Source organism: Bradyrhizobium sp. CCBAU 51627 (assembly GCF_028128765.1).
Taxonomy (GTDB): domain Bacteria; phylum Pseudomonadota; class Alphaproteobacteria; order Rhizobiales; family Xanthobacteraceae; genus Bradyrhizobium.
Genome location: NZ_LBJG01000024.1, coordinates 40078 through 62728 on the forward strand (window position 1 = coordinate 40078; position 22651 = coordinate 62728).

20 protein-coding genes and 2 pseudogenes are annotated in these 22651 nt (G+C 65.6%); 15 read left to right on the forward strand and 7 right to left on the reverse strand.

From position 1 onward, the window contains the following. Positions 1 to 183 precede the first annotated feature (183 nt). Together XH88_RS15170 and XH88_RS15175 are read left to right on the forward strand one after the other, a co-directional pair. A pseudogene (locus tag XH88_RS15170) lies at positions 184 to 762 on the forward strand (MFS transporter); the annotation flags it as partial. Positions 763 to 870: 108 nt separating this feature from the next. Further along, positions 871 to 1005: pseudogene (locus XH88_RS15175) on the forward strand (dienelactone hydrolase family protein); the annotation flags it as partial. Positions 1006 to 1047: 42 nt separating this feature from the next. Here XH88_RS15175 and XH88_RS15180 read toward each other — a convergent pair. After that, complete coding sequence (locus XH88_RS15180; protein WP_271669111.1) at positions 1048 to 1905, reverse strand: SDR family oxidoreductase; 858 nt, start codon at positions 1903 to 1905, stop codon at positions 1048 to 1050. 144 nt (positions 1906 to 2049) lie between these two features. On the opposite strand from XH88_RS15180, the gene XH88_RS15185 reads away from it, so the two are divergent. Continuing rightward, positions 2050 to 2781, forward strand: coding sequence for an HAD family hydrolase (locus tag XH88_RS15185; RefSeq protein WP_271669112.1), 732 nt, complete (start codon positions 2050 to 2052; stop codon positions 2779 to 2781). 46 nt (positions 2782 to 2827) lie between these two features. On the opposite strand, the gene XH88_RS15190 is transcribed toward XH88_RS15185, so the two are convergent. Continuing rightward, positions 2828 to 3235, reverse strand: a complete 408-nt coding sequence (locus tag XH88_RS15190) for a nuclear transport factor 2 family protein (protein ID WP_271669113.1) — start codon at positions 3233 to 3235, stop codon at positions 2828 to 2830. 89 nt (positions 3236 to 3324) lie between these two features. Further along, on the reverse strand, positions 3325 to 4794 hold the full coding sequence (locus XH88_RS15195; protein WP_271669114.1) for a mannitol dehydrogenase family protein: 1470 nt from the start codon (positions 4792 to 4794) through the stop codon (positions 3325 to 3327). A gap of 145 nt (positions 4795 to 4939) precedes the next feature. Between XH88_RS15195 and XH88_RS15200 the strand changes: the two genes are divergently transcribed. The 7 genes from XH88_RS15200 to XH88_RS15230 all read left to right on the forward strand — a co-directional run bounded on the left by XH88_RS15200 (position 4940) and on the right by XH88_RS15230 (position 11683). Beyond that, the gene (locus XH88_RS15200) at positions 4940 to 5749 is read left to right on the forward strand and encodes a FadR/GntR family transcriptional regulator (RefSeq protein ID WP_271669115.1); all 810 of its coding nucleotides are present in this window, start codon (positions 4940 to 4942) and stop codon (positions 5747 to 5749) included. Positions 5750 to 5836: 87 nt separating this feature from the next. Further along, positions 5837 to 6796: a sialic acid TRAP transporter substrate-binding protein SiaP gene (locus XH88_RS15205; protein ID WP_271670355.1), complete on the forward strand. Its 960-nt coding sequence runs from the start codon at positions 5837 to 5839 to the stop codon at positions 6794 to 6796. A 69-nt stretch (positions 6797 to 6865) separates the two neighbouring features. Further along, positions 6866 to 7444 carry a TRAP transporter small permease gene (locus XH88_RS15210; RefSeq protein WP_271669116.1) on the forward strand — a complete coding sequence of 193 codons (579 nt, stop codon included), beginning with the start codon at positions 6866 to 6868 and terminating at the stop codon, positions 7442 to 7444. A 4-nt stretch (positions 7445 to 7448) separates the two neighbouring features. Further along, positions 7449 to 8855, forward strand: coding sequence for a TRAP transporter large permease (locus XH88_RS15215; protein ID WP_271669117.1), 1407 nt, complete (start codon positions 7449 to 7451; stop codon positions 8853 to 8855). Then, positions 8852 to 9901 (forward strand): L-idonate 5-dehydrogenase, encoded by a 1050-nt coding sequence (locus XH88_RS15220; RefSeq protein WP_271669118.1) that lies wholly within the window; start codon positions 8852 to 8854, stop codon positions 9899 to 9901. The genes XH88_RS15215 and XH88_RS15220 overlap by 4 nt, the downstream gene beginning before the upstream one ends. A gap of 72 nt (positions 9902 to 9973) precedes the next feature. Then, positions 9974 to 11164 (forward strand): mannonate dehydratase, encoded by a 1191-nt coding sequence (uxuA, locus tag XH88_RS15225; protein WP_271669119.1) that lies wholly within the window; start codon positions 9974 to 9976, stop codon positions 11162 to 11164. A gap of 360 nt (positions 11165 to 11524) precedes the next feature. Beyond that, positions 11525 to 11683, forward strand: a complete 159-nt coding sequence (locus tag XH88_RS15230) for a hypothetical protein (RefSeq protein ID WP_164934211.1) — start codon at positions 11525 to 11527, stop codon at positions 11681 to 11683. Between the two features lie 15 nt (positions 11684 to 11698). On the opposite strand, the gene XH88_RS15235 is transcribed toward XH88_RS15230, so the two are convergent. Next, positions 11699 to 13012: an MFS transporter gene (locus XH88_RS15235; protein WP_271669120.1), complete on the reverse strand. Its 1314-nt coding sequence runs from the start codon at positions 13010 to 13012 to the stop codon at positions 11699 to 11701. A 307-nt stretch (positions 13013 to 13319) separates the two neighbouring features. Between XH88_RS15235 and XH88_RS15240 the strand changes: the two genes are divergently transcribed. From XH88_RS15240 to XH88_RS15260, 5 genes are all read left to right on the forward strand, one after another. Next, positions 13320 to 14981, forward strand: a complete 1662-nt coding sequence (locus XH88_RS15240; protein ID WP_271669121.1) for a thiamine pyrophosphate-binding protein — start codon at positions 13320 to 13322, stop codon at positions 14979 to 14981. A gap of 3 nt (positions 14982 to 14984) precedes the next feature. Beyond that, positions 14985 to 16250 (forward strand): NAD(P)/FAD-dependent oxidoreductase, encoded by a 1266-nt coding sequence (locus XH88_RS15245; RefSeq protein WP_271669122.1) that lies wholly within the window; start codon positions 14985 to 14987, stop codon positions 16248 to 16250. A 9-nt stretch (positions 16251 to 16259) separates the two neighbouring features. Further along, the gene (locus tag XH88_RS15250; protein ID WP_271669123.1) at positions 16260 to 17003 is read left to right on the forward strand and encodes an aspartate/glutamate racemase family protein; all 744 of its coding nucleotides are present in this window, start codon (positions 16260 to 16262) and stop codon (positions 17001 to 17003) included. A gap of 103 nt (positions 17004 to 17106) precedes the next feature. Beyond that, positions 17107 to 17811, forward strand: coding sequence for a GntR family transcriptional regulator (locus tag XH88_RS15255; protein ID WP_271669124.1), 705 nt, complete (start codon positions 17107 to 17109; stop codon positions 17809 to 17811). Between the two features lie 37 nt (positions 17812 to 17848). After that, on the forward strand, positions 17849 to 18628 hold the full coding sequence (locus XH88_RS15260; protein WP_271669125.1) for an SDR family NAD(P)-dependent oxidoreductase: 780 nt from the start codon (positions 17849 to 17851) through the stop codon (positions 18626 to 18628). A gap of 12 nt (positions 18629 to 18640) precedes the next feature. Here XH88_RS15260 and XH88_RS15265 read toward each other — a convergent pair whose 3' ends face one another. From XH88_RS15265 to XH88_RS15275, 3 genes are all read right to left on the reverse strand, one after another. Next, positions 18641 to 19435, reverse strand: coding sequence for an IclR family transcriptional regulator (locus tag XH88_RS15265; protein ID WP_271669126.1), 795 nt, complete (start codon positions 19433 to 19435; stop codon positions 18641 to 18643). 76 nt (positions 19436 to 19511) lie between these two features. Beyond that, positions 19512 to 21245 carry an FAD-dependent oxidoreductase gene (locus XH88_RS15270; protein ID WP_271669127.1) on the reverse strand — a complete coding sequence of 578 codons (1734 nt, stop codon included), beginning with the start codon at positions 21243 to 21245 and terminating at the stop codon, positions 19512 to 19514. An 8-nt stretch (positions 21246 to 21253) separates the two neighbouring features. Then, the gene (locus XH88_RS15275) at positions 21254 to 22468 is read right to left on the reverse strand and encodes an ABC transporter substrate-binding protein (RefSeq protein ID WP_271669128.1); all 1215 of its coding nucleotides are present in this window, start codon (positions 22466 to 22468) and stop codon (positions 21254 to 21256) included. Positions 22469 to 22651: the final 183 nt, after the last annotated feature.

A 22651-nucleotide genomic window follows, 5' to 3' on the forward strand; every position in this document is an offset into this window, starting at 1 on the left:
ATGGGGACGTTCGAGGCTGTTTGTTGCGGTCAGGCGTTTCGAACCGCGCGAAACTGCACACAAGCTGCAGCAGGTATAGATGCGGCAAGGGACGGGATAACCCATTTGTTCGGCTAATGGATGTTGCGGCGCAGCGCGGTCACGCGGTTAAATCGTGCACATCAGCAGGTCGGGACTCCAAGAGTGTCGTCGGGAATCGAGCAAGCGGAGCCGTTCAGCGTCAAACGCCCAGCACTGGCCGCCACGGTCGGCAATATGCTCGAGTTCTACGACTTCATCACCTACACCTTCTTCGCCATCCAGATCGGCCATACCTTCTTTCCGACCGGCAGCGAGTACGGCAGCCTGATGCTGTCGCTGGCGACGTTCGGGGCCGGCTTCGTGACGCGTCCGATCGGCGGTATCGTGCTCGGCATCTATTCCGACCGGATCGGCCGGCGACCGGCGATGCTGCTGAGCTTCGCGCTGATGGGGGCGGCGATCCTGACCATCACGTTCACGCCGTCCTACAATTCGGTTGGGCTTGCGGCGCCGATCATCGTGATTGCGGCCCGCATGGTGCAAGGCTTTGCGCTTGGCGGCGAGGTGGGGCCGACCACCGCCTATTTGATCGAGATCGCGCCGCCGGAGCATCGGGCGCTGGTCGTGGTGTGGCAGCCGGCGAGCCAGGAGATCGCAGCGACGACCGGAGCGCTCGTCGGCGTCATGCTCAGCAAGACGATGGCGCCGGAGATGCTGGATCTCTATGGCTGGCGGGTGGCGGCGAATGCGTCGCCTGAAAGATCAGGGCAAGACACCAGGCAGGCATCAGGAAGGAACGACCGATGAGCATTGAAACCACCGTGACAGCCGACGTCGTCGGGCTGACTGGCGGAGTTCAAGATCTATCCGGAGGCGCCGCACGGCTTCCATGCCGACTATCGCAGCAGCTATCGCAAGGATGCGGCGGAAGATGGCTGGAAGCAGGCGCAGGCGTGGTTCAAGAAATACGGCGTGTTGAGCTGACGCAGAACTGCAAAGCGCGGCCGATCGGCAGCCCTTCTTGCTTTAGGGCGCAAGCTGCGCCTCGCCATCATGCCACAGCGCATCGAGGCCGTGCCGATAGGTCGGGTAGGCAAGCGTGACGCCCAGCTCGCGCTTCAGCCTCAGGTTGGAGACGCGGGCGCTACTGGCATAGAAACTGCGCGCCATCGCCGACATCTCGGCGGTTGCGAACGCTTCCTCGGCCGGCGGCGCAATGCCCATGAGCTGCGCGGCATAGGCGATCACGTCCTGCGGCGGCGCGGGCTCGTCGTCGCAGACGTTCCAGGTGCCGCCGCCACGACGGTCGATGGCGGCCATGATTGCGCTTGCGATGTCGTCGGCATGGATGCGGTTGAAGACCTGCCCGGGCTTGATGATGCGGCGAGCCGTGCCGCTGCGCAGCGTCACCAGCGCGTTGCGTCCGGGGCCGTAAATGCCGGCGAGCCGCAGGATCGCGACATTGCCTTGGGCCGTATCCATCCAGGCCTGCTCGGCCGCGACCCGCATCCGTGCGCGATCGAGCGCGGACTGTGGCGGCGTGCTCTCGTCCACCCATCCGCCGGCATGATCGCCATAGACACCGATGGTGGAGAGATACACCACCTTGCGGTGACCGGCCGCCAGCACGTCGCCGAGCGCCGCGAGCGCCGGATCGCCGGTGCGATCAGGCGGGATCGACACCAGCAGGACGTCGGCATCACGGATGCGGTTGACCGTCGCGTCGTCAGGACGGTAGCCGGAAAAGCCATGCAGCTCCAGGCCGGGAAGGTCGTCCCGCTTGGTGGGATCGCGCACCGTGCCGGCGATATGCGAGAAGCTGCCGCCGAACCTGCGAACGAAATGGTGGGCGCTATAGCCGAGGCCGAGGATGAAGAGCCGCATGCGTCTTCCGTGCTGGTCCGAGTTCCCGTTCGCGCTGTCAGCGCATCCTCGCTCATAAGAGATTTTTGGGGCCGGCAAAAGATATTGCGATTTTACTCACTCGCCACCTCAGGCGATGGTCGCCATCATAGGGAGGCGCCGACCATGCAGGCGGAAGCGGCAACCATCACGCCTTCGGGCGCGGCAGAGCTGATCCAGAACGCGGCCGCGCTGATCTTCGATGTCGACGGGACGCTCGCCGAGACGGAAGAGCTGCATCGGCGCGCCTTCAACCACGCCTTTGCCCGTCACGGTCTCGATTGGCATTGGGACCGGACGGTGTACCGGGACCTGCTGCGGGTGACCGGCGGCAAGGAACGCATCCGCGCCTTCCACACCAGGCAGTGGGTCGCGCCGTCCCTGTCGGACGCTGAGATCGCCGAGCTTCACCGCATCAAGACCGCGCACTACGCCGAACTGGTCGACACCGGCTGCTGCCGCTTGCGGCCCGGTGTGGCGGATCTGTTCACGGCCGCAAAGGGGCGCGGCCAGCGACTGGCGATCGCGACCACCACCTCGCACGGCAACATCGAGGCGCTGCTGTCGCGGGCGCTGGGGCCGCGGTGGGCGGCGGATTTCGAGGCGACCGTTGTCGGCGATGATGTCAGGCACAAGAAGCCGGCGCCGGACGTTTATTTGGAGATCCTGGCGCGGCTGAAGCTCGCGCCGCCCGACTGCGTCGCGATCGAGGATTCCGCCAACGGGCTGGTCGCGGCGACGCGGGCGGGCATTCCGGTGCTCATCACCCGCAGCATGTACTTCCGCGAAGACGACTTCCGCGACGCCCGTTTCGTGCTGGATGATCTGTCGGAACTCGCCATCCAAATCAAAAACTGAAAAACAACCCCATGCACAGTAGATCACGCCGGCGTGAGGGCCATCCTCAGTGCACCCGGTGGCTCGCTCTATCGTCCTCGGCCTGCTCGACAATTTGCGCGATCGGGCTCGACTGGTGGTGGACCATGCGCCAGCCGTCGCCGACGCGGCGAAAATGGTTGGCGGCGGCGAGCGCCGTGCCGTCGACGATCTCGATGCAGAGCACGCGGGCGCTGTCGCCGTCGACGATGGCCTGCGGCTCGGCGCAGACGATCTGCGGCCGCTCTGGATTTTGCAGAATGTCGCGCCAGCTCCCGATCACCGTGGCATGGCCGACGATGGCGGGCCAGCCGGGATGAATGCAGGAGATGGCGTCGTCATCCGCCCACATCCGCTTCATCTCATCGAAATCGCCCGCTGAAAAGGCGGCGTAAAAAGCCGCGTTCGCGGCGATGACCTTGCTGTCCTTTGCCATGCCTCTCGGGTGGGCCAATGGCAGGCAAAAATCAAGCGCGACTTCAGGCCGACTTTGAACGCAGTGCAGCATGGCTGCCCAGTTTGTGGTCACGCCGAAACCAGCGTCTCCACTGCGCGCCGCGCACCTTGCTTGTAGAGCCGCCCGAGCGCGGCGGTCACAGCCTCGCGCAGGCGCGGTTCGGCACCGAGTGGTCCGAACACCTTTGTGACGCCGAGCAATGCGGGTGCGAGCCGCTCTGCTGCCGGGCCGGCCTCGCGCGCCAGACCTGCAATCTCGGCGGCGAGGGGATCGCGCACGTCGATGGCGCGGTCCTGCTCGTCGCGCGCGGTCACGTAGCGCATCCAGCCCGCCACCGCGAGCGCGTGCGTCGCAATCGGCAGGTTCATGGCGAGGCGATCCTGTATGGCGCCGAGCAGGCGCTGCGGCAGCTTCTGCGAGCCGTCCATTGCGATCTGCCACGTGCGGTGATGCAGCGCCGGATTGGAAAAGCGTTCGAGAAGCGAGGCGCGATAGGCGGCAAGGTCGGTGCCTGCAGGCATCGTCAGCGTCACGGCGGCCTCTTCCATCACCCGCGCGCCGAGGCGCGCGAAATGCGGATCCTGCATCGTGTCGGCGATGGTCTCGTAGCCGGCGAGATAGCCGAGATAGGCCAGCGCCGAATGGCTGGCGTTGAGCAGCCGCAGCTTCATAAGCTCGAACGGCTTGACGTCGGTGACGAGCTCGACGCCCGCAGCCGCGAGATCCGGCCGGCCCGCGCAGAAGCGGTCCTCGACCACCCATTGCGTGAAGGGCTCGGTCATGACCGGCCAGGCGTCGCGCAGGCCGAGCGCTGCGGCGACCGTGCCGCGGTCGGCGTCGGTGGTTTCCGGCACGATGCGGTCGACCATGGTGCAGGGGAACGCGACATTGTCTGTGATCCACTTGCCGAGATCCTTCGAGCGAAGCGCGGCGAACTGGGTCACGATCCGCTGCACGGTGTGGCCGTTGGCGGCGAGGTTGTCGCAGCACAGCACCGTGAAAGGTTGAATGCCGAGCGCCCGCCGCCGCGCCAGTGCGGCCACGATGAAGCCGGGAGCCGAGCGTGGCGCGTCTATATTGTTGAGATCGTGAATGACGTCGGCATGCCGCTCGTCGAGATCCCCGGTCTGCGGTGTATGGCAATAGCCCTTCTCGGTGACCGTGAGCGAGACGATGCGAATGCCGGGATCGGCCATCCGTTCGACCAGCGCAGCCGGCTTTTCGCGCGCGACGACGCTGTCCAGCAGCGCGCCGATGACGCGGTGCCCGGTGCCCTCAGTGGCGCGCACCGCAACCGTATAAAGATGATCCTGCGGGGCAAGGGCGTCGCGGGTCTCGGGGCTGCGCAGGCTGGCGCCGACGATGCCCCATGATGTCGCGCCCGCGGCAAGGCAGTCGTCGATGACGACGGCCTGATGGGCGCGATGAAACGCGCCGAGGCCGAGATGCACGATGCCGGGCGTGATGCGCGAGCGGTCATAGGCCGGACGGCGGATGCGAGGTGCCAGCCGATCGAGAGTGGCGCTTTCAAGCCGCATGAACGTCTCCCCTTTGATTGGCCGCTGCTTGACATGACGGCCATATCAGGTCAATGCTCCGGTCAATTGGTAAGACCAATTTTCCAAAATTGGCGGGCCGCCGGGCGGGAAGCTTCCCGGCGAGACCCTCTTCGGGAGGACCAGCGTGCCGCTGGAAGCTGTGGAGGCGAGACGGCTCTATCGCCAGGTCGCCGATCAATTGCGAAGCCTGATCGACAGCGGCGAGTACGCGGTCGGCAGTCGCTTGCCGACCGAGCGTGAGCTCGCCGATCAGCTCAAGGTATCGCGGCCGACGGTGCGCGAGGCCCTGATCGCGCTCGAGGTGGAGGGGCGCGTCCGCATTCGGGTCGGCTCGGGCATCTATGTGACCGAGCCCGCCGATGCCAAGCCGGTTCCATCAGCCGTCATCGAAGGGCCGTTCGAGCTGCTGCGTGCCCGCGAATTCCTGGAAAGCGCCATCGCCGAGCAGGCCGCGCGGGTGGCGACCAAGGACGATGTCGCGCGCATCGACGCCGCGCTCGTCGCGATGGAGAATGTCGACCATCCCGGCGAAGCCTCGATGGTCCATGACCGGGCCTTCCACATCGCCATCGCCGGGTGCCTCGGCAACGCCGTGCTGGTCCGCGTCGTCGGCGAACTGTTCGACCAGCGACTCAATCCCTATTTCGCGCAGCTTGCGCATTATTTCGAGAACCCCACCACGTGGCGAACCGCGCTCGACGAGCACCGGGCCGTGCGCGACGCCATTGCAGCGCGCCGGCCGCTGGCGGCCCACGACGCCATGCGCGACCACCTCGCGCATTCGCAGGAGCGCTTTGCGCAGAACTTCGGCGCCGAAACCGGCGCGGCGGCGCCGGCGGCGCCGAAGCGGGCCACGCGATCCGGGGCTCAGCCGGCAAAACCAAAGCGACCGTCGAACAAAGCGGCCAAACGCGGCGATGGACGACGCGGATGAGATTGGGCGACCCGCCTCAATTCCAGGGCGGGTGAACAAGAAGCAGACTTAATCAGTGGAGGATAATCAGTGTTGAAGAAAATCACGATGGTACTGGCGATGTCGGTCGCCGCGACGTTTGCGAGCACCGGGGCCGGCATGGCACAGACCAAGCTGAAATGGGCGCATGTCTACGAAACGTCGGAGCCGTTCCACACCGCGTCGGTCTGGGCCGCGCAGGAGATCGGCAAGCGCACCAACGGGCGCTACCAGATTGACGTCTATCCGGCCTCCCAGCTCGGCAAGGAAGCCGACATCAACCAGGGCCTCTCCCTCGGTTCGGTCGACATCATCATCTCCGGCTCGAGCTTCGCGGCCAAGAGCTTTCCGCCGATCGGCGTGACCTATTATCCCTACACCTTCCGCGATGCCGACCATCTGCTCGCCTACACCAAGAGCGACATCTTCAAGGAGCTCGCCAAGGGCTATGAGGACAAGAGCGGCCACCACATTGTCGCAGTGACCTATTACGGCGTGCGCCAGACCTCGTCGAACAAGCCGATCAAGACCTGCGCTGACATGAAAGGCTTGAAGATGCGCGTGCCCGACGTGCCGGCTTACCTCGCGATGCCGCGGGCCTGCGGCGCCAACACCGCTCCGATCGCCTTCGCCGAGGTCTATCTCGCGCTCCAGAACGGCACGGTCGAGGCTCAGGAGAATCCGCTGACCACGATCGAGGCCAAGAAGTTCTACGAGGTGCAGAAGCACATCGTGCTGACGGGCCACATCGTCGACCACCTCAATACGGTGATCGCGGGCGCGCTCTGGAAGAAGCTCAGCGACGAGGACAAGAAGATCTTCACCGACGTCGCGCAGGAGGCTGCGGCCAGGGCGACCGAGGAGATCAAGCAGAAGGAGGCCAAGCTCGTCGCCTTCTTCAAGGAGAAGGGCCTGACCGTGACCGAGGTCGACAAGAACGAGTTCCGCGACACCGTTCTCAAGAACGTTCCGTTCGAGACCTTCGGCTATCGCAAGGCCGACTGGGAGCGGATCCAGGCAATCAAGTGACGGACGGTCATCCCGGGGCCTTCCATCGAGGCCCCGGGATGATGTTCAGGGCCTCTGAGGAGTAACGACATGTCGACCGCCGAGGTACACCGGCAGATTACCGGGGACGAAATCGCCCATACTTTCGAGGAGGAGGGGACGCCGAAGATCGATCTCGGCATCTACGCTTTCGAGGATTGGGTGGCGCTGGCGATCTTCTGGGTGATGGCGCTCGCCGTCTTCCTGCAGTTCTTCACCCGCTACGTGCTCAACGACAGCTATGCCTGGACCGAGGAGATTGCGACCTACTGCCTGATCGGCGTGGTCTTCATCGGCGCCTCGATGTGCGTGCGGCTGTCGCGGCACATCCAGGTCGACCTGATCTACCGGTATCTTCCGCGTCTCGTGGCGCGAACAATGTCGACGGCGATCGACCTGATCCGCATCGTCTTCTTCGGCTACGCCATCAAGCTGGTCTGGGTCTACATCCAGATCATCGGCGACGAGTCCATGACCACGATCAACTTTCCCAAGAACTACGTCTATTACGCGGTGCTGGCAGGCTTCGTGCTGATGTTCGCGCGTTCGCTGCAGGTCGCGTTGCAACATCTGCGGCAGGGCTATTCGATCCTCGAACGTCCCGGCGCCTACGACGGTTTTGAAGGGTAGTCCCATGCTGTTGTTGCTTGGCGGTTTTCTCGTCCTGATGCTGCTCGGCGTCCCCGTGGCGATTGCCATGGCCGCGTCGTCGCTGCTCTACATCCTGGTCAGCGGCGTGACGCCCGATGTCACGCTGGCGCAGCGCATGATTGCGGGTGTCGAGAGCTTTCCGCTGCTCGCCGTGCCGTTCTTCATCCTGGCCGGCAATCTCATGAACATCGCCGGCGTGACCGGGCGCATCTACAAATTCGCGGTCGCGCTTGTGGGGTGGATGCGCGGCGGTCTCGGCCACGTCAATATCATCGGCTCGGTGATCTTCTCCGGCATGTCAGGCACTGCGATCGCGGACGCGGCGGGTCTCGGCACCATCGAGATCAAGGCGATGAAGGACCACGGCTACACCACCGAGTTCTCGGTCGGCGTCACCGCGGCTTCCGCGACGCTCGGCCCGATCATCCCGCCGTCCCTGCCTTTCGTCATTTACGGCATGATGGCGAACGTCTCGATCGGTGCGCTGTTCCTGGGCGGTGTCATTCCGGGTGTCGTTTTGACGCTGCTGATGATGGCGACCGTCACCTACTTCGCGCACCGGAACAAATGGGGCAGCGATACGCCGTTCTCCTGGCCGCAGCTCGGCTCGGCCGGCCTCGAGATCGTCGTCGTATTCGCTTTCCCGCTCGCGATCTGGCTGATGACGCTGGCCGGAATGTCGACCAACCTTGCGGTCGTCATCGGTCTCGGCACGCTGCTCGCGATCGACTGGTACTTCGATTTCTCGGCGGTGATGGCGCTGATGGCGCCGGTGATCCTGATCGGCGGCATGACGCTCGGCTGGTTCACGCCGACCGAAGCCGCCGTCGCCGCGGTGATCTGGTCGCTGTTCCTCGGCCTCGTGCGCTACCGCACCATGACCTTGAAGACGGTGGCGAAGGCGACGTTCGACACCATCGAGACCACGGCCTCGGTGCTGTTCATCGTCACGGCCGCCTCGATCTTCGCCTGGCTGCTGACGGTGTCACAGGCCGCCCAGCTGCTCTCGGACTGGATGCTCAGCATCACCCACAACAAATGGGTATTCCTGGCGCTCGCCAACGTCCTGATCCTGTTCGTCGGCTGCTTCATCGACACCACGGCGGCGATCACCATCCTGGTGCCGATCCTGCTGCCGATCGTGCTCAAGCTCGGGATCGATCCCATTCATTTCGGCCTGATCATGACGCTGAACCTGATGATCGGCCTGTTGCATCCGCCGCTCGGCATGGTGCTGTTCGTGCTTGCCCGCGTGGCCAAGCTCTCGATCGAGCGCACGACGGTCGCTATCCTTCCCTGGCTGGTGCCGCTGCTGCTCGCGTTGATCGCGATCACCTACATTCCTGAACTGACCCTCTGGCTGCCGAAATACATGGGACTCTCCAAATGACCTCCACCTCTCTCGCCGCAACGCTGTTCGGGCCCGAAGACCTGCGTATGGTCGAGCATCCGCTCGGCAAGCTCACTGAGGGCATGGTGCGCATCCGCTTCGGCGCCGGAGGCATCTGCGGCTCGGACATGCATTACTTCCGCCACGCCCGGACCGGGGATTTCGTGGTGAAGTCGCCGCTGGTGCTTGGTCACGAGATCTCCGGCGAAGTCGTGGAGATCGCAGGCTCCGCGGCCAATCTCAAGGTCGGCGACCGCGTCGCGGTCAACCCGTCGCGCTGGTGCGGCCATTGCGCCGCCTGCCGTGAGGGCCGGCAGAACCTCTGCGAGAACATCTACTTCATGGGCTCGGCGTCGAAGACGCCGCACATGCAGGGCGGCTTTGCCAACTACTTCGACGCCGTCCCCGCGCAATGCGTGAAGATCCCGGATCACGTCTCCTATCAGGCCGCAGCGCTGGCCGAGCCGCTGGCGGTCTGCCTGCACGCGGTCGCGCGCGCCGGCAACATCCAGGGTAAGCGCGGAATCATTTTTGGGGCCGGTCCGATCGGGCTCCTGACCATGCTGGCCGCGCACCGCGCCGGCATGACCGACGTCACGGTCGCCGACATCGCGCCGGCGCCGCTCGCCTTCGCGACCAAGCTCGGTGCTTCACACGTCGAGAACGTTGCGGGCGGCGACGAAGGCCTGAAGGCGCAGGCGGCGTCGCGCTCCTATGACGTCGCGTTCGAGGTCTCCGGCACGGCCGCAGGTCTTGCCAGCGCGATCGGGATCGTCAGGCGTGGCGGCGTCGTGGTGCAAATCGGCAATCTGCCGGGTGGCCAGATCCCGACGCCGTCGAATGCCGTGATGGCCAAGGAGATCGACCTGCGCGGCTCGTTCCGCTTCGGGCTCGAATTCATGACAGCGGTGGAACTGATCGGGAGCGGCAGCGTCGACGTGCTGTCGCTGGTCACCGCTGAGCGGCCGCTCTCGACCGCGCCCGACGCGTTGCGTCTGGCACTCGACCGCTCGCAGAGTGTCAAGGTGGTTCTGACGGCCAATTGAATCTTGATTTAGCGCGTTTTCTTTACGCGAACCGGTACCCACTTCGCTGGAAAACGCTTTAGGAGAGAGCCAATGATGCTCGAGGGATGGCGCTGGTATGGGCCGGATGATCCGGTCTCGCTCGACGATGTCAGGCAGGCCGGCGCGACCGACATCGTCTCGGCGTTGCATCAGGTGCCGATCGGCGAGGCCTGGACGCGCAAGGCGGTCGAGGAGCGCAAGAATTTTATCGAGAACGATCAGCCGGGCCGCTCACAGCTGACCTGGTCGGTGGTGGAGTCGATTCCGATCCCGGACGACGTCAAGCGGCTCGGCGGCAAGGCCACCAAGTCCATCGACGCCTGGATCGCGAGCCTGGAGGCTGTCGCAGCCGCCGGCATCAAGATCATCTGCTACAATTTCATGCCCGTGGTCGACTGGTGCCGCACCGATCTCGAATGGGAGCTGCCGAACGGCGCTCGCGCCATGCGCTTCGACCAGGACCGCTTTGCGGCGTTCGAGCTGCATATTCTCAAGCGGCCCGCTGCCGTTCAGGACTACTCGCCGGAGCAGCAGGCGCGCGCGAAGGCGCTGTTCGAGAAGATGAGCCGGGCCGACATCGATTATCTCGTCATGGTCATCGCGAGCGCGCTGCCGGGCTCGACCACCGAGCCGATGACGATCCCGCAATTCCGCGACCGGCTGGAGACCTATCGCGACATCACGCCAAAGATCCTGCGGCAGCATCTTGCCGAATTTCTCACGCGCGTGACGCCAGTCGCCGAGCAGCTCGGGGTGTCGTTGACCTTGCATCCGGATGATCCGCCGCGGCCGCTGTTCGGCCTGCCGCGCATCGCATCGACCGCGGATGATTATCAGGCGCTGTTCGATGCCGTGCCGTCCAGGGCGAACGGCATCTGCCTGTGCACAGGCTCGCTCGGCGTGCGGCCTCAGAACAATCTGCCTGAAATGGTCGAACGGTTCGGCCCGCGCATCGCCTTTGCCCATCTGCGCGCCACCAAGCGCGAGGCCGACGGTCTGTCGTTCTACGAATCCGATCATCTCGATGGCGACGTCGACATGGTCGCGGTGCTCAAGGCGCTGTTGAAGGAGAACGCGCGGCGGGCGCCCGACAAGCAAATCGTGTTCCGCCCCGATCACGGTCACCGCATGCTCGACGATCTCGCCGCCACCAAGCGCACCAATCCCGGCTACACCGCAATCGGCCGCCTGCGCGGCCTCGCGGAGCTGCGCGGTGCGATCCGCGCGATCGAGCATCGGTGATCGGCAATTTCACGGTCGCCGCTGCTGGTGCTCCATTCACGGTGTCATCGCCCGACTTGATCGGGCGATCCAGTACGCCGAGGCGGTTGCGTGTCCTCGATAGGCCGCGGCGTACTGGATGCCCCGGTCAAGCCGGGGCATGACCGCGAGTGTGTGGCGCCACTGCCGTCTGTCTAGCGCGAGGCCGCGTGGCCTCACGGCTTACCCTTCTGCGTGCGGTCGAAAAAGCTGAGCACTTCAGCTATCACCTCGGGATTACTGCGGCCAAGCCGCACCTGTAATCTGCTTCACAGCCGGATGCGCCGATCCGGGCTAGATGAAGTCAGGCCCGCGACCACGCGGGAGGCTTCGGAGCTGGCGATGATTGCTGCACTGGCAAGGGCAATATCCCGCGCGACGGGAACCAACGTCGATATCGAAACTCTGAAGATCCTCGTGATCTTCTCGGGCGCGGGCCTCTTGGTCTCGCTCGTCGCCGCGATGATCTACGGACAGGCCCTCAACGCCGCTCTGTTTTGAGCCTGTTCCGATCGGTCAGGCGACCGGATCCCTGGGACGGCTCCGCTCGCGCGGCGCTAGCGGCGGCGCGCGCTTCGGGGAAGCTGCTTCGCGTGGCGCGGCGCTGTCCGAGGCGTGGGCGACCGGCGCGGGGCCGGTGTCGCGATAGGCGACGATCCAGATCAGAAAGCCAAGGACTGCCAGGGCGGCCCCGACGGGACCGGTGGAAGTCCAGCCCAGCCCCTCGCGAATGGCGAGGCCGCCGAGGAAGGGGCCCAGCGCATTGGCTGTGTTGAACGCCGAATGGTTGAGCGCGGCCGCGAGCGCCTGTGCATCTCCAGCAACGTCCATCAGCCGCGTTTGCAGCACGGCTCCGAGCGCGACGCTGGCGCCGATGGCGAAGATATCGATTGCGAGCAGCCAGGGATTGCCGGCGACGAGCGGAAAGACCAGCAGCGCCACGGCGGCAAAGATCAGGATGCCACCGGCCGTCGGCATCACCGCGCGGTCGGCGAAGCGCGGCACGAACAGATTGCCGAGCGTGGCACCGATGCCGAAGATGGCGAGGAAAAACGGGATGACCTCGGTGCTGACCTTGGTGACCTCGATCAAGGTGGTCGCGAGATAAGTATAGACCGCGAACATGCCGCCGAAGCCGATGGCGCTGATCGCGAGCGTCGTCCAGACGCGGCGGCTTTTGAGCGCGCCGAGCTCGCGCAGCGGGTCCGACCTTCCGGCCTGGTCGCGCGGCGCGAACAGCGCGCACAGCAGGACGGTGAGCAAGGCGAGCAGCGATACGAGGCCAAAGCTCGCGCGCCAGCCGACCAACTGGCCGATCAGATTGGCCAGCGGCACGCCGATGATGGTGGCGACGGTGAGGCCCAGCATGACCTGGCCGACCGCTTGCGAGCGGCGATGCTGCGGAACGAGCGAGGCCGCGACCAGCGCGGCGATGCCGAAATAGGCGCCGTGAGGCAGGCCCGAGAGGAAGCGCGCCGCGACCATCGAGCCAAAGCCGGGGGCCAGCGCGGTCAGGGCGTTGCCGAGCGCGAACACGGCCATCAGCGCCAGCAGCTGCGTGCGCCGGGCGAACTTTGCGCCGAGCACGGCGATCAGCGGCGCGCCCAGCACCACGCCGAGCGCATAGGCGCTGATCGCGTGTCCGGCGGTCGGCTCGTCGATATGAAGGTCAGCCGCGAAGAACGGCAGCAGGCTCATCGATGCGAATTCGGTCGTTCCGATCGCAAATCCGCCCATCGCGAGCGAGAACAGGACGATGGCGAGATGAGGCGGCGCTGAAGCTGATTTCGATGTCGTGCTTGGCGAAGTCGCGTGAGGCGAGCGCGTCATGAGTCCTGCATGGGGCAAGGGGAACCAGCCCAGCGAACGTCGCCACCCCTGCATTATTTGTCTCACCTACTTAAACCGGCGTCGGTCTGCGTCAACGGCGGAAGCGCTGCGTGGGCCCGGTGCATATCAGCGTCCCGGTTTGCTCAGGGCATCCGAACCGGCAACCGCCGTGCGCGCGGTGCAGAACGATGCCGGGGCAGCTGTGCAGCTGTTTCGGCTTGCACCTTATTTCCGCTTGTCTTACGCCACCTCGGAACAAACTCGCGCGAGGCCTTCAGCGCATCGCCAAAGCCTGCAGGGAGCTGTCATGTCCATCCGAAACACCCGCACCGGGGGCCAGATCCTGATCGATCAGCTCGTCGCCCAGGGCGTCGAGCGCGTCACCTGCGTGCCGGGTGAGAGCTATCTGGCGGCGCTCGACGCGCTGCATGACAGCCCGATCGACGTGGTGATCTGCCGCGCCGAGGGCGGCGCGGCAATGATGGCGGAAGCCTACGGCAAGCTCACCGGGCGCCCGGGCGTCTGCTTCGTCACCCGCGGCCCCGGCGCCACCAATGCCAGCCACGGCGTCCACATCGCGATGCAGGACTCGACGCCGATGATCCTGTTCGTCGGCCAGGTCGACACCGGCATGCGCGAGCGCGAGGCGTTCCAGGAGCTCGACTACAAGGCCGTGTTCGGCTCAATGGCGAAATGGGCCGTCGAGATCGATCGCCCCGATCGCATTCCCGAGCTGGTCGCGCGCGCCTTCCGCGTCGCCATGCAGGGCCGTCCGGGTCCCGTCGTGATCGCGCTGCCGGAGAACATGCTGACCGAAACCGCTGCCGTAGCGGATGCCATGCGCATCGAGCCGGCGATGAGCTGGCCGGCGCCTGGTGATATCGAGCGCGTCGGTGCGCTGCTTGCGAGCGCCAAGGCGCCGCTGGTCATCCTCGGCGGCTCGCGCTGGACCGAGGACGCCACCAAGGGCATCGCACGTTTTGCCGAGCGGTTCGACCTGCCGGTCGCGACCTCGTTTCGGCGGGCCTCGCTGATCGACGCCGACCATTCGCATTATGCCGGCGATCTCGGCATCGGGCCGAGCCCGGGGCTGAAGGCGCGCATCGACAACGCCGATGTCATTCTCCTCATCGGCGGCCGCATGTCGGAGATGCCGTCCTCGTCCTACACGCTGCTCGACATCCCGACGCCGAAGCAGAAGCTGATCCACGTGCATCCGGGCTCGGAAGAGCTTGGTCGCATCTATCAGCCTGAGCTCGCGATCCAGGCGACGCCGGCCGCGTTCGCCGCCGCGGTGGAGACGCTGAAGCCTTCGGGCGCGGTGGCCTGGAAGGGCGAGGCGGCCAAGGCGCATGCCGATTACCTCGCCTGGACCGACAAGGCGCGCGAGCTGCCGGGCACGTTCCAGTATGGTCAGGTCATGACCTGGCTGCGCGATCGCCTGCCGAAGGATGCGATCGTCTGCAATGGCGCCGGCAATTATGCCGGCTGGATCCATCGCCATCACCGCTTCCACAGCTTTGCTTCGCAGCTTGCGCCGACCTCGGGCTCGATGGGCTATGGCGTGCCGGCGGGCGTGCTCGCCAAGCGGCAATATCCCGATCGTGTCGTCGTCGCCTTTGCCGGTGACGGCTGCTTCCTGATGAACGGCCAGGAGTTCGCGACCGCCGTGCAATATGACGCGCCGCTGATCGTGATCGTGGTCGACAATTCGCAATACGGCACCATCCGCATGCACCAGGAGCGCGACTATCCCGGCCGCGTCGTCGGCACCCAGCTCAAGAACCCTGACTTCGCGATGTATGCGAAGGCGTTCGGCGGCCATGGCGAGCGTGTCGAGCGCACGGAAGAATTCGCGCCGGCCTTCGAGCGCGCGCTCGCCTCTCGCAAGCCGTCGATCCTTCACTGCATCATCGATCCACGCGCGATATCGGTCGGCAAGGACTTTACGCCGGCTGTGAAGGCTTAAGCGATGTCGGGAGGCCGCCACGTCGTCATCATCGGAGCCGGCGCGGTCGGCGTGATCAGCGCCATCGAGGCGCTGCGCGAGGGCCATCGCGTCACGCTGATCGATGCCGGCGAGCCCGGTGGCGAGCAGGCGGCGAGCTACGGCAATGCCGGCTGGCTGTCATCGCATTCGGTGATCCCGCCGGCGGAGCCGGGCGTCTGGAAGAAGGTGCCTGGCTATCTGATGGACCCGCTCGGCCCGCTCGCGATCCGCTGGTCCTATCTGCCGAAGGCGCTGCCCTGGTTGGTCAGGTACCTGCTCTCGGGCTGGACCGCGGCGCGGGTCGAGAAGACCGCTTTCGCCCTGCGCGATCTGCTCAAGGACGCGCCGCTGCTGCATCGCAAGCTCGCCGAGGAGGCGGGCGTGCCGGAGCTGATCGAGCGCAACGGCGTGATGCACGTGTTCCCGTCGCGCGGCAATTTCGACAACGATCTCGGCTGGCGCCTGCGCAAGAAAGTCGGCGTCGCATGGCTGGAGCTGAACGCCGACGAGATGCGCCAGCGCGAGCCGGACCTGCATCCGCGCTACACCTTCGGCGTGGTGGTGGAGGAGGCCGGCCGCTGCCGCGATCCCGGCGCCTATGTCGCCGCATTGGCCCAGCATGCGCTGGCGAGCGGCGCCAGGCTCGTGCGCGCCAAGGCGACCGGCCTCAAGCTCTCCGGCAACAAGCTCGTCGCCGTCCTCACCGAGACCGGCGAGATCGCCTGCGATGCCGCGGTGGTCGCCGCCGGCGCGCGGTCGAAGCAGCTCACCGCGTCGGTCGGCGATCCCCTGCCGCTCGAGACCGAGCGCGGCTATCACGTCGTGATCGAGAACCCTGAAACGGGTCCACGCAGCTCGATGATGGCCTCCGACGCCAAGATGGTGGTGAACTGGACCGACAAGGGCCTGCGTGCCGCCGGCACGGTCGAGATCGCCGGCCTCGAGGCCGCGCCGAACTGGAAGCGCGCCGAGATTCTGCGCAACCACCTGCTCGGCATGTTCCCGAAGCTGCCGAAAGACATTCCGGCCTCGCGCATCAAGACCTGGTTCGGGCATCGGCCGAGCATGCCGGACGGACGTCCCTGCATCGGCTATGCGCGCGCCTCGCGCGATATCGTTTATGCCTTCGGACACGGCCATGTCGGCCTGGTCGGCTCGGCGCGCACCGGCCGTCTCGTCGCGCAGCTCCTGAGCGGCAAGCCGCCGGAAATTCCACTGGCGCCGTTTTCGCCCAACCGCTTCCTCTGAGACCGCACCATGACCCACGCAGCCAACTCGACTTCCCGCATCGCCCGTGGCGGCAAGGCCATCTACGGCGCGCCGCTCGGCATCCTGATGCTGGAAGCGCGCTTTCCCCGCATCCCCGGCGACATGGGGAACGGCACGACCTGGCCATTCCCCGTGCTCTATCGCGTCGTGAGCGGCGCCTCGCCGGAGAAGGTGGTGCTGAAGGGCGCGGCAGGCCTGCTGCCTGATTTCATCGACGCGGCGAAGGATCTGGTGCGTCTGGGAGCCGAAGCCATCACCACCAATTGCGGCTTCCTCTCGCTGTTCCAGAAGGAGATCGCCTCCGCCGTCGGCGTTCCCGTCGCGACCTCGTCGCTGATGCAGGTGCCGTGGGTGCAGGCGACCTTGCCGCCTGGCAAGCGCGTCGGCCTCGTCACCGTGTCGGGATCGACCCTGACGCCGGCCCATCTCGAAGGCGCCGGCGTGCCGCTCGACACGCCGCTGGTCGGCACCGAGCACGGCAAGGAATTCTTTCGCGTCCTGATCAAGGCCGAGAAGGAGGATATGGACATCGCGCAGGCCGAGCGCGATGTGGTCGAGGCCGGCAAGGAGCTCGTCGCCAAAAATCCTGATGTCGGCGCTATTGTGCTGGAATGCACCAACATGCCGCCCTATGCGGCGGCGCTCCAGGCCGAGGTCGGCCTGCCCGTCTACGACATCTATTCCATGATCACCTGGTTTCATGCCGGACTGCGCCCGCGCGTCTTCGCCTGATTCCGCCTGTGACGCAGCTCTTCACAACCTCCGCTTTCGTCTGCATTGCAATCGTTCCCGCCGGCCCGGTATAGTTGGGCTGTGTTCGGCATGAATGCAGCTGATGATGACCAACGTGGAACTGGCTTCCGACAGTATCGTCGATCGCGTCTATGAACAGCTCAAGGCGATGGCTGTGAGCTACGAGTTCAAGCCGGGCGAACGGCTCAACGAGGGCGAGCTGGCAAAACGGCTCGGCGTCAGCCGCACGCCGCTGCGCGAAGCGCTGAACCGTCTCAACACCGAAGGCTTCCTGCGCTTCGCGCCGGGCAAGGGTTTCTTCTGCCGCGAGCTCGACGCGCGCGAGATCTTCGATCTCTACGAGCTGCGCAAGTCGATCGAGGTCGCCGCGGTCCGTCTCGCCGTCACGCGCGCCAGGGACGAGGACATCGATGCGCTGTTGAAATTCCTCGAAGCCACCGGTCCCGATCCCGGCGGGCGTTCATCGATCGAGCTGGTCGAGCTGGATGAGACCTTCCACGAGCGGCTGATGGCGATGTCTGACAATGCCGAGATGCTGCGCGTCCTGCGCAACGTCAACGCCCGGATCCGCTTCGTGCGATGGATCGACATGGACAGCATCAACCGCTCCAAGACGCAAGCCGAGCACCGGGCCGTCGTCGAAGGGTTGAAGGGCCGGGACGAAGAGGCCTGCGTTTCGGTGCTGGAGAGGCACATCGACCGCCGCCTCGACCGGATCACGTCGGCGATCAAGGAAGGCTACGCGCAGATCTACATGCCGGCCGCGGCGCGAACGGCGGCCAATTGACGTCCGGCAGGGCGTCCTGTTTTCGGGAGAGGCACACATGAAGCTCAACGGCAAGGTCGCAGCCATCACCGGCGCGGCGCGTGGCATCGGCAAGGCCTGTGCAAAGCGATTCCTCGACGACGGCGTCAAGGTCGTCATCTCGGATGTCGATGCCGAGGGCCTTGCGGCAACCGCCGCCGAACTCGGGCGGCCGGACGCGCTGCGCACTGTGGTCTGCAATGTCGCCAGGCGCGCGGACGTCGATCAGCTCGTCGCAACCGCTGTGAAGGAATTCGGCCGCCTCGACATCATGGTCAACAATGCCGGCGTCGCGCGCAACCGCGAGATCCTCGAGATATCCGAAGCGGAGTTCGACGAGATCATCGGTATCAATCTGAAGGGCGCGTTCTTCGGCGTGCAGGCGGCGGCCCGGCAGATGATCGCGCAAGGTGGCGGCGGGGTCATCATCAACATGTCCTCGGTGAACGCGCTGCTGGCGATTCCGGCGCTCGCGACCTACGCCATGTCGAAAGGGGGCATGAAGCAGCTCACCTCCGTCGCCGCCGTCGCGCTTGCCCCGCACAACATCCGCGTCGTCGCCGTCGGGCCGGGCACGATCCTGACCGACATGGTGGCGTCGTCGATCTACACCTCGGAGGATGCGCGCAAGACCGTGATGTCGCGGACGCCGGCGGGCCGCGGCGGCGAGCCGAGCGAGGTCGCCTCCGTCGTGGCGTTCCTTGCCAGCGACGATGCGTCCTACATCACCGGCCAGACGATCTATCCGGATGGGGGAAGGCTGATTTTGAACTACACGGTGCCGGTGAAGGACAAGTAGTAGCGCGGTGCCTCACTCCGCCGCAACCGTCATCCCGTGACCCAGCCGCTTCGAAATGTCGCCGGCGCAGTCGCGCAGCGCGTGTGCGATCGGGCTGTCCCAGCGCGCATCAAACGTGCCTTCCGGTCCCATCGCGGTGATGACCAGCGCGACGTGGCCGGCATGGTCGAATACGGGTGCGGAGAATGCGTTGACGCCGGGCAGGGGATCGCCGAGCGCGCGGGCGAGGCCGTGCTTGCGGACCTCGGTGAGCATCTCGGCAACCTTTGGGCCTTTCACGGCGCGCTTTGGATTGTAGCCGACGCCCTGGCGATCGAGCCCGCTTTCGAGTGCGGCGTTGATCGTCTTCTCCGGCAGGAACGCGGCAAAAGCGCGCCCCGTCGCGGTCTCCAGCAAGGCCATCACCGAGCCGGGTCGCATCACGATGTGGACGGGCTGGGCCGGCTCTTCGATCTGCACCACGGTCGGACCATGTGTGCCCCAGACCGCGAGTGAGACCGCGTGCCCGATCTGGCTCGCGAGCGCGGCGATCTTCGGCCGCGCGATGCGCACGCCCGAGAGACGGCGCAGGCTGATCAGGCCGAGCTCGAGCGCCAGCGCGCCGATCTCGTAGCGGCCGGTGGTCTCATCCTGCTCAATCAGTCCGATGCGGGAGAAGCTGGCGAGATACGGATGCGCCTTGGCCGGCGTCATGCCGGCCTCGCGCGCAAGATCGCGCAGCATCATCGGCTCGCCGCATCTCGCCAGTGCGCGGAGCAATTCTCCGCCGACCTCGATCGACTGGATGCCGCGGCTTTCTCTCTTCATACGCCTCCGATGCGCTTGGACTCTTGTTTGAGCATGGTCTTTTCGGAAGACCGCTGCACACTTTTCCGGATCATGCTTACGCCGCGTCACGCCTGGCGGCGCTGTCGGCGAGATGACGGCCGGCAATGTAGCCGAAGGTCAGCGCCGGCCCAAGCGTGATGCCGGCGCCGGGATAATTGCCGCCCATGATGCTCGCCATGTCGTTGCCGGCGGCATAGAGCCCTGGAATCACCCGGCCCTCGGCGTCGAGCGCGCGGGCGTTCTCGTCGGTGACGATGCCGGCATAGGTGCCGAGATCGCCGATCACCATCTTGATGGCATAGAACGGGCCATTCTCGATCGGGGCGACGCAGGGATTGGGCCCGTGCAGCGCGTCGCCCTGGTAGCGGTTATAGGCCTTCGTGCCCTTGCCGAAGGCGGCATCGTGGCCCAGCGGCGCGATCGCATTGAACTGCCTGACGGTCTCGACGAAGGCCTTGGCATCGATCCCGGCTGTCGCCGCCAGCGCCTCCAGCGTGTCGCCGCGCATGAGATAACCGGTATCGAGGTGGTGCCTGAGCGGCATCGGGAACGGCGGCACGCAGCCGAGGCCGTATTTGCGCAGCGTCTTGTGATCGCAGACGAGATAGGCCGCGATCTCCTCGCCGGGCCTGGCCGCCTTGACCATGGCCTGGACGAAGTCGTGATAGGAATTGCCTTCATTGGCAAAGCGCTTGCCGTCGCGCATCACCGCGATCACGCCGGGTTTGGCGCGGTCGATGAAATGCGGCATCACGCCTTTCGAGCCGTCCTTGCGCGTGGTCAGCGACACCGGGACCCAGGCCGCCGCGTTCGGCAGCCGATCCTCGACATGCCCGCCGGCGCTTTCGGCAAGGCGCAAGCCGTCACCGGTGTTGCCGCTCGGCCCTGGCGAAAAGTGCTCGTGGCCGGTCGGCGCATGCGGAAACATCTTCTTGCGCCGCTCGACATCATGCGGGAAGCCGCCGCAGGCGAGCACGACGCCTTGTCGTGCGCGGACACGCACCTCGCGTCCCTCGCGCGAGACGATCGCACCGGTGACCGCGCCGTTCTCGACCGTGAGCTCGCGCACCGGAGAGGACAGCCACATCGGAATCTTGAGATCCTGGGCGGATTTAGCGAGACGGCCGGCGAGGGCATTGCCGTTGGTCAGCGTCATGCCGCGACCGTAGCGCAGCACGTCCATCAGATGCCGCGACAGGCGCTTGGCCACGTACATCGCCGAGGTCAGCGACTTCGTCACCCGCATGAAGTGAATGATCTCCTTGCCTGAACCCAGCATCATGCCGAACACGGTGAGTTCAGGCAGCGGCATGCCGAGCGATTTGATGAGGTCACCGAGCTCGCGGCCGTCGAACGGACGCGTCACCATGGAGCGGCCGCCCTGCGCGCCGCCGGGTGCCTCCGCATGGTAGTCGGGAAACACCAGTGGCATGTCGAAGCGGAGCGCCGTCTTGCTCGTGAAGAAATCGACGGCCTCGGGGCCGGCGGACAGAAATGCATCGACGCGCGCGGCATCAAAATTGTTGCCGGCCTCGTGCCGCAGATATGTGCGGGCCTGCTCCGGTGTTTCCTGGATGCCATAGGCCTTCGCCAGCGAGGTGCCGGGAATCCACAGCCAGCCGCCGGAGCGGGCGGTGGTGCCGCCGAACCGCGGCTTCTTCTCGACGATCAGCACGCTTAGGCCGCGATACCTGGCGGTGATCGCCGCCGACATGCCGGAGCAGCCGGATCCGGCGACGAGCACGTCGCACTCGTAAGTCTCAACTGCGCTCTGCTCGTTGCCGGTCATGTCTCACCTCACTTCTTCAAGAGCGGACATTTGGACTCGGAGACCGGGCGGAAGGCGTCCTCGCCTTTCACCGTCTTGATGATCTCCAGATAGTCCCAGGGCTCCTTGGACTGCTCGGGCGACTTCACCTTGGCCAGGTACATGTCCCGGATGACGCGGCCGTCTTCGCGCAACTTGCCGCCATGGACGAATGTATCCTCGATCGGCAGCTCGCGCATCTTCGCCATCACCTTGGCCGGATCGTCGGTGCCGGCGGCCTTGATGGCCTTGAGATAGTGCAGCACCGAGCCGTAGACGCCGGTATGGATCATCGTCGGCATCACGTTGGTGCGCGCGAAGAATTTCTTCGACCAGGCGCGGGTTGCCTCATCCATGTTCCAGTAGGACGCCGTCGTCATGTAGGTGCCCTGCGCGGCCTTCAGCCCGATCGCATGCACGTCGGTGTCGAACATCAGGAGGCCGACGAGCTTCTGGCCGCCCTGGACGAGGCCGAACTCACCCGACTGCTTGATCGCGTTGTCGGTGTCCTGCCCGGCATTGGCGAAGGCGACGACGTCGGCTTTCGAGCTCTGCGCCTGCAGCGCGAAGGAGGAGAAATCTGCGGTGTTGGTCGGATGCTTCACGCCGCCGAGCACCTTGCCACCCATCTCGTTGATGAAGCGCGTGGCGTCCTTCTCCAGCTGCTGGCCGAAGGCGTAGTCAGCCGTGATGAAGTACCAGGACTTTCCGCCTTCCTTGATCACGGCGGAAGCCGTCACCTTGGATAATGCGTAGGTGTCGTAGGTGAAGTGCACGGTGTTCGGGCTGCACAGCTCGTCGGTCAGCGAGCTTGCGCCGGGACCGGAGAGCAGGGCGATCTTGTTGCGCTCGCGCACCATGTTGTGCACGGCGATCGCGATACCGGAATTGGGGATGTCAACGACCGCGTCGACCTTGCCGTTGTCGAACCACCCGCGCACGATGTTCACGCCGACATCGGTCTTCATCTGATGGTCGGCGCTGACGATCTCGATCGGCTTGCCGAGCACGGTCGGCCCGAATTCCTCCACCGCCATCTTGGCGGCCTCGACCGAGCCCGGCCCGGAATTGTCGCGGCCCCAGCTCGACAGATCCGTCAGCACGCCGATCCGCACCACGTCGTCGGAGACTTGCGCGGTGGCGGCCGTGGTCATGGCAGCAGACGTCATGGCCGCGAGCATGGCGGCGGCCAAAAGCCCTCTCATCGTCGTTCCCTCGTCTTTGGGCCGCTCGAGCGCGGCCGGTTATTCTGGAGACCAAGTTAGATATTAGCGAATAGATTTGTCAATAACGAATATGGGCGCGGATGGACCAGGCGACGGCCAGGCGACATCCGGGGGGGGGGGGGCGTGCGCGCAACCGCCGCAGCACGTCATTGCGAGCGAAGC

Excerpts from the sequence above, each read along its gene's own strand:
- XH88_RS15185 (WP_271669112.1), top strand. The coding sequence starts at position 2,050 with ATGCAGGCGGAAGCGGCAACCATCACGCCTTCGGGCGCGGCAGAGCTG.
- XH88_RS15230 (WP_164934211.1), top strand. The coding sequence starts at position 11,525 with ATGATTGCTGCACTGGCAAGGGCAATATCCCGCGCGACGGGAACCAAC.
- XH88_RS15275 (WP_271669128.1), bottom strand. The coding sequence starts at position 22,468 with ATGAGAGGGCTTTTGGCCGCCGCCATGCTCGCGGCCATGACGTCTGCT.
- XH88_RS15240 (WP_271669121.1), top strand. The coding sequence starts at position 13,320 with ATGTCCATCCGAAACACCCGCACCGGGGGCCAGATCCTGATCGATCAG.
- XH88_RS15265 (WP_271669126.1), bottom strand. The coding sequence starts at position 19,435 with ATGAAGAGAGAAAGCCGCGGCATCCAGTCGATCGAGGTCGGCGGAGAA.
- XH88_RS15255 (WP_271669124.1), top strand. The coding sequence starts at position 17,107 with ATGATGACCAACGTGGAACTGGCTTCCGACAGTATCGTCGATCGCGTC.
- XH88_RS15220 (WP_271669118.1), top strand. The coding sequence starts at position 8,852 with ATGACCTCCACCTCTCTCGCCGCAACGCTGTTCGGGCCCGAAGACCTG.
- XH88_RS15270 (WP_271669127.1), bottom strand. The coding sequence starts at position 21,245 with ATGACCGGCAACGAGCAGAGCGCAGTTGAGACTTACGAGTGCGACGTG.
- XH88_RS15250 (WP_271669123.1), top strand. The coding sequence starts at position 16,260 with ATGACCCACGCAGCCAACTCGACTTCCCGCATCGCCCGTGGCGGCAAG.
- XH88_RS15205 (WP_271670355.1), top strand. The coding sequence starts at position 5,837 with ATGGTACTGGCGATGTCGGTCGCCGCGACGTTTGCGAGCACCGGGGCC.
- XH88_RS15210 (WP_271669116.1), top strand. The coding sequence starts at position 6,866 with ATGTCGACCGCCGAGGTACACCGGCAGATTACCGGGGACGAAATCGCC.
- XH88_RS15245 (WP_271669122.1), top strand. The coding sequence starts at position 14,985 with ATGTCGGGAGGCCGCCACGTCGTCATCATCGGAGCCGGCGCGGTCGGC.
- XH88_RS15235 (WP_271669120.1), bottom strand. The coding sequence starts at position 13,012 with ATGACGCGCTCGCCTCACGCGACTTCGCCAAGCACGACATCGAAATCA.
- XH88_RS15195 (WP_271669114.1), bottom strand. The coding sequence starts at position 4,794 with ATGCGGCTTGAAAGCGCCACTCTCGATCGGCTGGCACCTCGCATCCGC.
- XH88_RS15260 (WP_271669125.1), top strand. The coding sequence starts at position 17,849 with ATGAAGCTCAACGGCAAGGTCGCAGCCATCACCGGCGCGGCGCGTGGC.
- XH88_RS15180 (WP_271669111.1), bottom strand. The coding sequence starts at position 1,905 with ATGCGGCTCTTCATCCTCGGCCTCGGCTATAGCGCCCACCATTTCGTT.
- XH88_RS15190 (WP_271669113.1), bottom strand. The coding sequence starts at position 3,235 with ATGGCAAAGGACAGCAAGGTCATCGCCGCGAACGCGGCTTTTTACGCC.
- uxuA (WP_271669119.1), top strand. The coding sequence starts at position 9,974 with ATGATGCTCGAGGGATGGCGCTGGTATGGGCCGGATGATCCGGTCTCG.
- XH88_RS15215 (WP_271669117.1), top strand. The coding sequence starts at position 7,449 with ATGCTGTTGTTGCTTGGCGGTTTTCTCGTCCTGATGCTGCTCGGCGTC.